Genomic DNA, 12,424 nt, shown 5'->3' on the forward strand with positions numbered 1-12,424 from the left:
TTACCCTTGCCCTTACCTTTGATTGTATTGTCAATTGCTGCAGGTTTATTGATTTTAAACTGTTTTTTTTTAATAAAAAAACCAATTGGTATTGATTTTTTGTCTTTGTTGTTTCTTTTGTTTTTCCTGTCTGATTTATTGTCCTTGGTATTTTCTGGTAGGAGTTTTTTTGAAAACACTATTATAAATGATGTGAAGATTATTTGTTCTGTTCTTCCAATATTGATTTTTAATATTAAGGATAAATTAAAATTAAAGTCAATACAAAAATCTATTTTAGATATTTTTACAGGTGGTGTTTTAGTTTACATAGTATATTGTATACTTTATTATTTCTATTTTATTTATACGCACCCAAGGTATACGGTTCAAATTGACAATTATTTATTTTGGGCAATAGAAAATAATTTTCCTGGTACTTTTCATAGATCTTATATTGGTGCTTATATAGTTTTTTCATCTGTATATGTGTTAAGAAATTTTCTTAGGCTAAAGAATGTTAAGTTAAAAGCGCTATATGGTCTTATTTTTTTACTTGAATTATGTGCTATATTTTTTTTAGGTTCAAAATTAACCATGGGTATTTTTTTATTGGTTAATACGCTCTTGTTATTGAAAAACTACAGGGTCTTGGTAATCCCATTATTTTTAAGTGTTTTGGTTGGTTTCTTTCTTATTAAAGAATGGATTTTCAAATCACTAACAAAATCATATTATGACAGGACTGTGTTTTTTTCAAGATCTGTTGAAATAATAGACGAGAATTTTTTATTTGGAATAGGAGAAAAGAATATTTTAAAGCATACGGTTACAATAAACGATGTGGTTACAACACTAATTCCACATAATTCATTTTTAAAAGAACTTTTGTCGAACGGATTTTTAGGGTTTTCTATATTAACTAGTTTGTTGGGATATGTAATTTATTTAGCATTTAAAACCAACAATTCATTGTTTCAATATTTTTTAGTTTTAGTAATAAGTTTATGTTTAATTGAAGATTTTATGTATTTGCAAAGAGGTCTTTTCTTTTTTATTTTCTTTACTGTTTTCTTTTGCAATACAAGTATTAGGAAAAATTTAGTATAAATTGCGAATCTTTAATTAGTGTTATGCCCAATCCTTCAATTTTAAATTCAATAGAACGTAAGTTTATTCTCTTAGTTGGGGATTTGGTTATTATAATAGCAAGTCTAAATGTTTTTATCAATAATGCTATTGATATTGAATTTGCGTCTTTTAAATTAAAGGTTATAATAACTGTATTTGGAGTGTTTTCGTTTCTAACGCTTTCTTACATTTTGGATTTATATAATCTACAGAAAACCTTAAAAAGAAAGTATGTTGTTTCACAGGCACTGTATATTACTGCTTTATTTGTTTTCACTGTTTTTATATTTTCTGTATTGTTTTTTGACACTAGTTTTTGGAGAATTCCATTGCTGGTCTTCCTAATTCTAACACCAATAGAAGTTGCTCTTTGGAGATTGTTCTTTGTAAATGTTTTTAGAGTTATACCTACGACTAAAAATGTATTACTAATTTATGATAAGGAAACAGAAAAACATTTTAGGGAAGTAACCTCTTCTATTGATGGCGGCGATGTTGAAACTTTTTATAAGGTAAAACTGACATATAATCTTAATCAGCACAATGAAATAAGAAATAAGTTTTTTGTTGCAACAGAAAAAGTCGACTCTTGGATAGTGAATATTAAAAATTATAGTGATTTTCCGGATGATTTGGAAAAACTACTTTTAAAATCCATTTTAAAAGGCAAAGAGGTTATATCCTATACTTCTTTTTATGAAAATACTTATGAAGCATTACCTATACAATCTCATAATGACAGTTTTTATGAAATATTGCAATTAAGAAATAGAAAAATTAGGTATTTACATACAATATTTAGTTTTATTGTGAATCTTATTCTATCGATTTTTGTTGGTTTGGTCTTATTGTTCTGTATTCCGGTGGTTTTTATTTTGAATTTCTTTTTTAATAGAGGACCTTTATTTTATACTCAAAAAAGAGTTGGGCTTCATGGAAATGAGTTTAAAATTTATAAGTTTCGATCAATGGTAGTTAATGCTGAAAAGGAAGGGGCCAAGATGGCGGTAAAGAATGATGCTAGAATAACTCCATTTGGAAGAATATTGAGAGTATTTAGAATTGATGAGTTACCTCAAATATTATCGGTTATAAAGGGCGATATGCAATTTATTGGACCAAGACCTGAGAGAAGAGTTTTTGTTAACCAGTTGAATTCGTTAGTACCTTTTTACGGTACTCGTCACCTTATTAAGCCCGGTATTACAGGTTGGGCTCAAGTTAAGTATAAGTATGGAGAGAATCTTGAAGATTCTATCAAGAAGTTGGAATATGATTTATATTATATTAAAAACCGTTCGATAACTCTAGATTTAAGAATTATTTTTAAAACTGTAACTACAGTTCTTTTTTCAAGAGGTATATAACTAAAATAATATGAAAAAAATACTAATAACAGGCGCTGCAGGGTTTTTAGGTTCTCATTTATGCGACCGTTTCATTAGTGAAGGGTTTCATGTCATAGGGATGGACAACCTTATTACAGGTGATTTAAATAATATTTCTCATCTGTTTCCATTATCAAATTTTGAGTTTCATCATCATGATGTAACAAAGTTTGTTCATATTTCTGGTAAATTGGATTATATTTTGCATTTTGCCTCTCCTGCAAGTCCCATAGATTATTTAAAGATTCCAATTAAGACATTAAAGGTCGGTTCTTTAGGTACGCTAAACTTACTTGGGCTTGCAAAGGAAAAAGATTCTAGAATTTTGGTAGCGTCAACTTCTGAAGTTTATGGAGATCCGTTAGTACACCCTCAGAACGAAGAATATTTTGGTAATGTAAACCCAATAGGACCGCGTGGAGTATATGATGAAGCCAAACGCTTTATGGAGTCCATTACAATGGCTTATCATAGACACCATGGGTTAGATACACGTATTGTTCGCATATTTAATACCTATGGGTCTAGAATGCGTTTAAACGATGGTAGAGTGGTTCCAGCATTTATGGGTCAAGCGTTACGTGGAGAAGATTTAACGATTTTTGGAGATGGTTCTCAAAGTCGTTCATTTTGCTATATCGATGACCAGGTAGAAGGAATATACCGATTGTTATTCAGTGATTATACAGATCCTATTAATATTGGAAACCCGCACGAAACTACCATTAAAGAATTCGCCGAAGAGATTATAGCATTAACAGGAACTAAACAAAAGGTAATTTACAAACCGTTACCTCAAGATGATCCTACCCAACGTCAGCCCGATATTACCAAAGCAAAAGAAATTTTGGGATGGGAGCCTAAAGTTCATCGAGCAGAAGGTTTGAGAACCGTATACGATTATTTCAAATCCTTGTCTCCAGAGGACTTACAAAAGAAAGAACATAGGGATTTTTCGACAACAAGATAAATTATACAATAAACAAGGTTATTTATAAAATGAATATTTTAATACTAGGATCGGGAGGTCGCGAGCACACATTCGCATGGAAAATAGCACAAAGTGAAAAAGTTTCTAAACTTTTTGTGGCGCCAGGAAATGCAGGAACTAATAAAATCGCAACGAATGTACCAATTGGTGTAAATGATTTTAAAGAAATCAAAACATTGGTTTTAAAAGAAAATATTCAATTGGTGGTAGTTGGTCCTGAGGATCCTCTAGTTAATGGAATCCATGACTTCTTTTTAGATGATAACGAGTTAAAAAATATTGCTGTAATTGGTCCGGAAAAGTTGGCGGCTACTCTAGAAGGTAGTAAAGAATTCGCCAAAGAATTTATGATGCGCCATCAAATTCCTACCGCTCAGTATAAAAGTTTTACTTCAGAAACAGTTAAAGACGGATTCAAATTTTTAGAACAGCTTAATCCTCCTTATGTATTGAAAGCTGACGGACTTGCCGCTGGTAAAGGTGTAGTTATTTTAAATGATCTTGATGATGCCAAAAATGAACTTAAATCTATGTTAGTAGACAAAAAGTTTGGCTCAGCAAGTGCTACTGTAGTTATAGAGGAGTTTCTAGACGGAATTGAGTTAAGCGTTTTTGTGCTTACAGATGGCGATTCGTATAAAGTGTTACCTACTGCAAAAGACTATAAAAGAATAGGAGAGGGTGATACCGGATTGAATACGGGCGGTATGGGGGCTATTTCCCCTGTTCCTTTCGCTAATAAAGCTTTTATGGACAAGATAGAGCAGCGAATTGTAAAACCTACCGTAGAAGGGCTTAAAAAGGACAATATGCCGTACAAGGGTTTTATCTTCATAGGACTTATAAAAGTTGGAGATGATCCTAAGGTTATTGAATACAACGTTAGAATGGGAGATCCTGAGACAGAGGTGGTATTGCCACGTATTCAAAATGATATGGTCGATTTATTAAAGGCCGTAGCCGATCAGAAACTAGCTGACATAGAATTACAATTGGATGAAAGAACCGCTACAACGGTTATGACCGTTTCCGGTGGTTATCCAGGGTCTTACGAGAAAGGTAAAGAAATTTCTGGTATTGAATCTATTGAAGATTCCTTGGTTTTTCACGCAGGTACTTCGCTTAAAGAAGGTAAGGTCGTAACTAATGGTGGTAGGGTAATGGCAATAACTTCTTTTGGAAGTGATTTTAAAACTGCACTATCTAAGTCTTACGAAAATGTAGCGAAGCTTTCCTTTGAAGGTATGAACTATAGAAAAGATCTTGGATTTGATCTTTAACAATTACTTATTTCATCGGATTTTATAAATTTAAATCCGATGAAATAAATATACTTTTTTTATAGGTAAGAGTGAGAAGTACTTGACTTGTCTTCTTCTCCCTTTTCATTGTATTTTTTCAACTCTAGCATCCAATACACAAATGCTACTGAACCTATTAGCATAAATATCCAATTAAGAATATTTGCTAATGCCCAACTATCAGTAAAACGCAAAAAATCCAACGGTGCAAACAATACATTTACGAACAAATCCGCGATACCTTCAAAAAATGATTTCATCTTATTACTATATTTACCAGCAAAAATATAAAAAGCTTAGATGATTTCAAGCATTTTTGAGAAAACAAAACCGGTGAATTTCATAATTCTTCTGGTTTTTTTGTTTCTATTTTATTGGTCGGTTCAATTTTACTTGTTTGATTTTGAAATAAGTGAAGTGGAAATCATGCCATCTATTGGTATTTTGGCCATTCTTCTTTTCAGTGTATTCGTTGTTGATTTTATTGTAAAACGCAATAAGCTTACTGGTACAAACTCTTATGCCATATTATTTTTCACGTTACTTTTTGTGGTCTTTCCAGAAACTTTGGGTGATAGTAAGGCTATTTTAACCAGTTTTTTTCTTCTATTGGCCATGAGGCGTTTGCTGAGTATTAAATCCTTGAAGAATATTAAGCTAAAGATTTTTGATGCAGGTCTATGGATCTGTATTTCAAGTGTCTTTTACGAATGGGCACTGCTATATTTACTTTTAGTATTCGCGGCAATTTATATCTATGAGCCTAAGAATATTAGAAATTGGATGGTAATTTTATCTGTTGGTTTTTGTTTTTTTATGATTCTTTATGGAGTTGTCTTACTTCTTGATAAGCCTAATTTTATAGCTGAGCATTATGATTTTGCAATTGATTATGATGCCATTTTTCCAATAAAATGGTGGACCAGCTTAAAAATGACGCTTTATGCTCTATTGAATATGGCCATGGCATTTTCTGCATTTATTCACCTAGGTAAATCTGGTGTTGGTAAGGTTATTGTTATGAGGTTAATTGCATTTTCATTTATCATTGGTCTGGTAGTGAATATTTTAGTGACCTCAGATAACAACAATGCGGTCATAATAACTTTTTTCCCATCGGTTATCTTTATTGTAAATTATCTTCAATCTATTAAAAAGCCTAAGTTTTTAGAGCTTGTAATCATTTCTAGCATTGTAGTTCCGTTAATAGTCTATCTGGTCAAATTATAGGTTACAACTATAAACTTTATCTTTGTAAAAAAGGCTCATATGTTTAGCGAATTCGCGTTTAAAATTTTTAATGACAGTATTGAAAAATATCATGTAAAAAATGATGTTTACCAAAGTTTTGAAAACCCCTATTCCAAGGAGGAGATTGAGCATTTATTATATAGAAAAAATTGGATCGATACGGTTCAATGGCATTATGAGGATATCATTAGGGATCCGGACATTAATCCTACCGATGCTTTGGTTTTAAAACGTAAAATTGATGCCAGCAATCAAGATAGAACAGATTTGGTAGAATTTATAGATAGTTATTTCTTGAAAAAATACCAATCGGTAGAAGTTAAGCCAAACGCTACTATCAATACAGAAAGTCCGGCTTGGGCAATAGATAGATTGTCCATATTGGCATTAAAGATCTATCACATGAAAGAAGAAGCAACAAGGTCAGATGCTGCTTTGGCACATAGAGAAAAATGCCAGGCCAAGTTAGAAGTTTTGTTGGAACAAAAAAGTGATCTTTCACAAGCTATTGACCAGTTACTTGCTGACATTGAAAGTGGCATTAAGTATATGAAGGTTTATAAGCAAATGAAGATGTATAATGATGAGGAACTAAACCCCATCCTTCGTGGCAATAAATAGTCATAAACACATTTTGGTCATCCGACTCTCCGCTATGGGAGATGTTGCTATGTCGGTTCCTGTTATCACAGGTATTGTTAAAAAATATCCTCAGGTAAAAATCACTGTTCTAACAAAAGCATTTACTGCTCCTATATTCAATAATATAGCTAATGTTTCAGTTTTTAAGGCAGATGTAAAAGGTAGGCATAAAGGAATTTTAGGTCTTTGGAAATTATACAGAGAGTTACAATTATTGCAGATTGATGCCGTTGCGGATATTCATAATGTTTTACGAAGTTCAATACTAAAACAGTTTTTTAGGTTATCAGGTATTCCATTTGTGCAATTGGACAAGGGTAGGGCAGAAAAGAAAGCTTTGATAAATGCCGATAGAGATGTTTTTAAGCCATTGAGATCCACTTTTGAAAGATATGCCGATGTATTCGGCAAACTGGGCTATCCCATTGGTAAAAACGAAATGGAGACCATGTCTAAAAAGCCCATGTCTAACGATTTTGCCACTTTGCTTGAAAACCATACCCGGAAAGTTATAGGTATAGCCCCTTTTGCTGCTTTTAAAGGAAAAATGTATCCTTTAGACTTAATGAAAAAAGTGGTTTTACAATTGGATCGTTCAGAGAGCTATAAACTGGTATTATTTGGCGGTGGTATCAGCGAAATAGAAATTCTTGCTTCATGGGAAAAACAGTTTAAAAATTGTATTAGCGCTGCGGGAAAGCTATCATTTTCAGAGGAACTCGGCTTCATATCCAATCTTGACCTTATGCTGGCCATGGATAGCGGTAACGCTCATTTAGCTGCCATGTATGCTGTGCCAACCGTAACAATTTGGGGGGTTACCCACCCTTATGCTGGTTTCTCACCTTTTAATCAGCCCCAGGAAAATGCCCTTTTATCCGACAGGAGTCTGTATCCTGCTATACCAACTTCTATTTATGGAAATAAGTACCCTGAAGGTTATGATAAGGTCATGGAAACCATAAAACCAGAAACCATCGTTCAGAAAATAGTTGATATTTTAAAACCTACAATTTAAGGGGTGGTAACCTTTGCTTCTATACTTTTAAAATATTGTCTTAATTGAGACATGAATCGGTATTTTTTAGCAGCAGGAGCAGAGCTGGTCATTAATGTGCGTACTCCAAAATAAGAACTCATTAAAAAGGTTGCAGCGGCTTCGCAATCTACATGTCTGTCCAAGAAACCGTTGAATTTTCCTTTTTGTAAGGTAGTTACCAAGTTAACTTCCCAAACCGTTACAATTTCATTTAAATGTTTCATGATGACTTCGTTCTTTCCATTGAATTCAGATAAGAAGTTACTTAGAATAAAACCATAATCCATTTCATTATGTACAGCGGTTTCCATAGCATCGTCAAAACATTTTGTAATCAGCGTTAAAGGGTTCTCATGACCTTCAATGGGCTCTATTAATGTGCTATAAATTTTACGGGCCAATAAATTCTGTATGATTTGAACAAAGAAATCTTCCTTAGAATCGAAATGATAATAAAAAGCACCTTTAGAGAGGTCTAGTCTTTTTAGGATATCGTCTATACTTGTATTATAATATCCTTGGGAATAGAACAATTCTAATCCTGTAGTCTGCATACGTTGCATGGTAGCCATGCGCTTTAAGCTCTTGTTCATAATACTGAGATTTGGGTATTTAGACCATATGGTCTGTTTATAGAACTTGAGATTTATATAATTGAATGGAATTTATAGATGAGATGCATTTTTATTCGGTAAACGCACCGTTTTTAATTGAAAAACAATACTATAGCGTTAATAAACATACTCCTTGGTTGGTTGTGGCTATAAAAATAAAAAGGTTTGTAAAAGAAAAACCGCTCAATGCATTCACTGAACGGTTCATTTATTATCGGTAATTGTTACTAAGCAACGGTACCTTGGCAGCTACTACCGGCACCCGCTGTACAGCCATAGCAATGTTGTGATATTATAATGTTTCTATCGTTTAAGATATCTTCATTATAATCTTTTATATGCTTTACTTTACTGGCTACTTTTAAATCTAACATTTGGTTAAAGTCACAATCGTACAACCAACCGTCCCAGCTAATGGAAATGGTGTTGGTACACATTACATTTGCCACTGCAGACGGATTGTATGCTTCTACCAATGCATACATGTAATCTTCATAATTTTCTGATGCGATCAAATAATCCAAGAAACGTGCAATGGGTAAATTGGTAATGGCAAATAGATTGTGAAAGTCAATATTAAAATCTTCTTTAAGCGCTTTTTTGAAATCTTTCTCCATGGCAGCTTGATCTCCTGGTAAATATGCGCCAGACGGATTGTAGACTAAATCTAATTTTAGATCACTGCCAGGCATGCCATAACCCCTTTCGTTCAATTCTTGTAATGCCTTTATCGATTTGTCAAAAACACCGTCTCCTCTTTGTTTATCCGTTTTTCCACGGGTATAGTGCGGCATAGAGGATATTACATGCACATTGTGCTTTTTAAAGAAATCTGGTAAATCATAGTATTTCTTGTTAGCACGTATAATGGTTAGGTTAGAACGAACAATAAAATCTTTAATGCCGGCTTTTGCCGCTTCTTCAACAAACCATCTAAAATCAGGATTCATTTCTGGTGCACCGCCCGTTAAGTCTAAGGTATGTGCTCCAGTGTTTTTGATGACCTCAATACATTGCTGCATGGTTTCACGGGTCATGATTTCTTTACGATCTGGACCAGCATCTACATGACAGTGTTCACAGACTTGATTGCACATATAGCCTACGTTTATCTGTAGGATCTCAAGTTTCTTGGGGCGTAATGGAAAATGCCCGATATCTGCGATTTTGTCTTTAAAATAAGGAAGCTCTCCATCAGCAAATATGCCTCCGTTCAATATTTCTAACTGCTTGTTGGAAACTGCTAAATCGTTTCCTTTTGCTTTTAATGATTTTGTAGCCATTTTTTAGTTGTTCGTTGTTCGTTGTTCGTTGTTGGCATTTTGTAAATGCTTCAAACTTTAACATGACAACAATTAATTTCTTATTCTTAACCGTGGATATTCATAATGAATATTCCATTTGCACTTTTTTTTAAACCAGCTTTAATTTCATTGTATTGATTATTGAAGAAGGCTGTTACGAACATCCATCAACGAACAACCAACAATGAAATTTACATTGACAATTTGTTATACTTGTTCATCATTTGTACTCCATGTACCAAGGTGGCACCACCTTCAATAGCTGCTCCTACATGCACCGCCTCCATCATTTCCTCTTTGGTAATGCCTTTTTGTAAGCCGTCTTTAGTATAGGCGTCAATACAATATGGACATTTGACAACATGAGATACCGCCAATGCAATTAAAGACTTTTCTCTAGCACTTAGTGCGCCTTCTTCGAAAACCTTACCATAATAGTCAAAAAATTTGGTGCCAAGCTCTTCGCTCCATTCTGTAATTTTTCCAAATTTTCTTAAATCTGCTGGGTCATAGTACGTATTTGCCATCTTTTTCTGAGTTTTAGTTTGTATCGTATCTTTTTGTTCTTGGTTAAAATATATTGGAATTCCCTGTCCCATTTTTTCCAGTTCAGGAAGTATTTCCATGTTGTCCCATATACCTGATGTAAGCGTGTCTCCATATGCTTCAGGTAAATGGTTTTTGTACATTAATTTTTGAGCGGTTTCGGCATCATATTCAAATGAATGATGGGCATAAGCAACTTCACCATCTATAATATCCAATATCATATACCATACCCTTGGAGTACCATCATTTGCAGGCATACCTATTACACCTGGGTTTAGCCATACATTTTCCTTTAGAGTTTGATGAAAAGGTAACCCGCAATGACCGGCTATGATAATAGTACTATTAGTCTCTTTAAAACAGTTTTCTTTACTTTCCGTGGCGTTCGACTTAAAAATGAATTCAGAGGTATTTCCATAATTTCCATGGACTACCGTTACTTTTTTACCACCATAATCAAAACTGATGTATTCAGGAATTTCTTGCATCCATTCTAATGATTGCTGTGATAAATGCCCTTTGGTATACGGAAACCACATTTTTGAAAAATCGTCGCATCGGCTACCGCTTTTAAAATCGCACCCACAATCTTCACTATCATTTGCCAATTGCAATTCTACATTGCCCGCAATACTTAAAGCGCCCCATTTTTGAAACAACTGTACCGTTTCTTCCGGTTGTGCGCAATAACCGGTAATATCACCGGTACTAATGCAGTTTTCTGGTGCAATACCGGCATCTTTGGCTATGGAAATTAGTTTTTCCAAAGCTTGTAGGTTGCTGTACACACCTCCAAAAAGCAACAGCTTTCCTGTTTTAGTGCCCAAATGTTTTATTTCTTTATCCATGTAGGTATCATATAAACGAAAAGGCAGCATAAGATGCCCCAAAAATTAATCCATAATAAATTGGCATACTTGCCAGTGGTAAATATTAAGCTATCTGGAAACCAATTGAAAATCAATAAAAAACCGAATAACAATCCGCAGAAAACACTTAAATGAAAACTGATTTTAGGTGCACTACCTTTCCAAAATAAAAAAACGGGGGTTAAACCGATTACCATTGTACCGCTAATGGTGGTGGCAGATAATATTTCAGCATCTAAAAATACCGGAACCGTACCGAATACTGCTACAGCGACCATTGACCAACGACCAAATTTAACCGTGTTGCCTAGGTTAAGGTCAAGAGCCAATAATTTGGAAAAAGATGAAAAGGTAGAGTCCAAGGTCGATGCTGCAGAGGTGATCATAATAAAATTGATGACCAATAGTATAACCGTACCAAACGCCTTACCAACTTGAACAGCTGCCTGACCCTGCATGCCCTGCGATTGCGCATAAACACCTATAATGCTGAATAGAACAATGCAAATAGCTCCAAGTACACTTGCCCACAGAAAACTTTTCAATGTTACTTTGGGACTGCTAATAAAACCTCTATCGGTCAAAACGGGATCATGAAAAGGGTAGCTGAAAGATTGCAACAAGGCAGCGAACAATAAATTCAGCCCGGTTTCAAAAGACCATATGCCAGAATTTACTACTTCGGATGTGGTTATAGCATTGTCTTTACCAAAGATGGTGAACAATATTACCGCTAATAGTATTGAAAATAGCCCCATTTGGACAACATCGGTAAAAATGGAACTGCTCATGCCGCCTTTTAGAACATAGGCAAGGGTTAAACCTGTAAATACTAAAATGGACCAATAGTAGGCGGTAGTGCCCATATCACCAAAGTAAGAACCTATGACCATGGTATTGCTCCATACTTCATTGAACAAACGAAAGGCAATCAATATGGAGAATATAGTTACGGCAGTTTTACCAAATTTTGAGGTTAAAAAATGATGTATGCTAGTATACTTGCCGTGCAGCCTCATTTTATAAATGACGATACCTGCCACTGCAAATGATAAATAATAGCCTGCATAGGCTACACCACCAACAATACCAAAATCCAGACCTAAGTTTGCAGCGTTGGTGATACTTTTGGCAAATATCCATGAGATGATAAGGCTGCCCATTAACATAAAGGTATTGGGCGCTTTCTTCTTTTGCACGGCTTTAAAAAACTGATTGGTATCTTTTGCCCACGGAGACAGTAAGAACAACACCAAACTAGATGTGATCACCAATCCCCATTGCCAAATTTGTACTTCAGTCATAAATTTAATTTATTCGTAATTTTAAGCTTCAGCAAAAATTCCTTTTTTTCCTAACTCCTAAC

General features: G+C 34.2%; 12 protein-coding genes and 1 pseudogene. 7 read left to right on the forward strand and 6 right to left on the reverse strand.

Annotated elements, in window-relative coordinates:
- Positions 1-222: 222 nt before the first annotated feature.
- From VBZ51_RS08770 to purD, 4 genes are read left to right on the forward strand one after another with little or no spacing between them, the layout of a single operon-like run.
- Positions 223-1,089, forward strand: a complete 867-nt coding sequence (locus VBZ51_RS08770) for a hypothetical protein (RefSeq protein ID WP_348099991.1) — start codon at positions 223-225, stop codon at positions 1,087-1,089.
- A gap of 23 nt (positions 1,090-1,112) precedes the next feature.
- A complete protein-coding gene (locus VBZ51_RS08775) occupies positions 1,113-2,477 on the forward strand; it encodes an exopolysaccharide biosynthesis polyprenyl glycosylphosphotransferase (protein WP_058104553.1) in 1,365 nt (454 codons plus the stop codon).
- Between the two features lie 10 nt (positions 2,478-2,487).
- Positions 2,488-3,468: a UDP-glucuronic acid decarboxylase family protein gene (locus VBZ51_RS08780; RefSeq protein WP_416576676.1), complete on the forward strand. Its 981-nt coding sequence runs from the start codon at positions 2,488-2,490 to the stop codon at positions 3,466-3,468.
- Positions 3,469-3,497: 29 nt separating this feature from the next.
- Positions 3,498-4,769 (forward strand): phosphoribosylamine--glycine ligase, encoded by a 1,272-nt coding sequence (gene purD / locus VBZ51_RS08785; protein ID WP_416576677.1) that lies wholly within the window; start codon positions 3,498-3,500, stop codon positions 4,767-4,769.
- Positions 4,770-4,828: 59 nt separating this feature from the next.
- On the opposite strand, the gene VBZ51_RS08790 is transcribed toward purD, so the two are convergent.
- A complete protein-coding gene (locus VBZ51_RS08790; RefSeq protein ID WP_058104550.1) occupies positions 4,829-5,050 on the reverse strand; it encodes a DUF6341 family protein in 222 nt (73 codons plus the stop codon).
- Positions 5,051-5,090: 40 nt separating this feature from the next.
- On the opposite strand from VBZ51_RS08790, the gene VBZ51_RS08795 reads away from it, so the two are divergent.
- Genes VBZ51_RS08795 through VBZ51_RS08805 form a run of 3 tightly spaced genes read left to right on the forward strand, consistent with a single transcriptional unit; the run spans position 5,091 to position 7,701 of the window.
- Positions 5,091-6,020, forward strand: coding sequence for a DUF6427 family protein (locus tag VBZ51_RS08795; protein WP_416576678.1), 930 nt, complete (start codon positions 5,091-5,093; stop codon positions 6,018-6,020).
- 39 nt (positions 6,021-6,059) lie between these two features.
- Complete coding sequence (locus VBZ51_RS08800; protein ID WP_416576679.1) at positions 6,060-6,662, forward strand: DUF4254 domain-containing protein; 603 nt, start codon at positions 6,060-6,062, stop codon at positions 6,660-6,662.
- The gene (locus tag VBZ51_RS08805) at positions 6,649-7,701 is read left to right on the forward strand and encodes a glycosyltransferase family 9 protein (RefSeq protein WP_416576680.1); all 1,053 of its coding nucleotides are present in this window, start codon (positions 6,649-6,651) and stop codon (positions 7,699-7,701) included. Before VBZ51_RS08800 ends, VBZ51_RS08805 begins: the two co-directional genes overlap by 14 nt.
- Here the strand turns inward: VBZ51_RS08805 and VBZ51_RS08810 are convergent.
- From VBZ51_RS08810 to VBZ51_RS08830, 5 genes and pseudogenes are all read right to left on the reverse strand, one after another.
- Entirely contained in the window at positions 7,698-8,315 is a 618-nt protein-coding gene (locus tag VBZ51_RS08810) for a TetR/AcrR family transcriptional regulator (protein ID WP_058104546.1), read from the reverse strand. The two genes, VBZ51_RS08805 and VBZ51_RS08810, sit on opposite strands and share 4 nt — an antisense overlap.
- A 248-nt stretch (positions 8,316-8,563) precedes the next feature.
- Positions 8,564-9,619 carry an arsenosugar biosynthesis radical SAM (seleno)protein ArsS gene (gene arsS / locus VBZ51_RS08815; protein ID WP_074670891.1) on the reverse strand — a complete coding sequence of 352 codons (1,056 nt, stop codon included), beginning with the start codon at positions 9,617-9,619 and terminating at the stop codon, positions 8,564-8,566.
- A gap of 212 nt (positions 9,620-9,831) precedes the next feature.
- Entirely contained in the window at positions 9,832-10,167 is a 336-nt protein-coding gene (locus VBZ51_RS08820) for an arsenosugar biosynthesis-associated peroxidase-like protein (protein WP_082642972.1), read from the reverse strand.
- A 240-nt stretch (positions 10,168-10,407) separates the two neighbouring features.
- Positions 10,408-11,067 (reverse strand): annotated as a pseudogene (locus VBZ51_RS08825) (metallophosphoesterase family protein); the annotation flags it as partial.
- Positions 11,022-12,362, reverse strand: coding sequence for a sodium:solute symporter (locus VBZ51_RS08830; protein ID WP_416576681.1), 1,341 nt, complete (start codon positions 12,360-12,362; stop codon positions 11,022-11,024). The gene VBZ51_RS08830 and the pseudogene VBZ51_RS08825, both read right to left, overlap by 46 nt.
- Between the last annotated feature and the right edge of the window lie 62 nt (positions 12,363-12,424).

This window comes from Maribacter sp. HS (genome assembly GCF_048059195.1).
Taxonomy (GTDB): Bacteria; Bacteroidota; Bacteroidia; order Flavobacteriales; family Flavobacteriaceae; genus Maribacter; species Maribacter dokdonensis.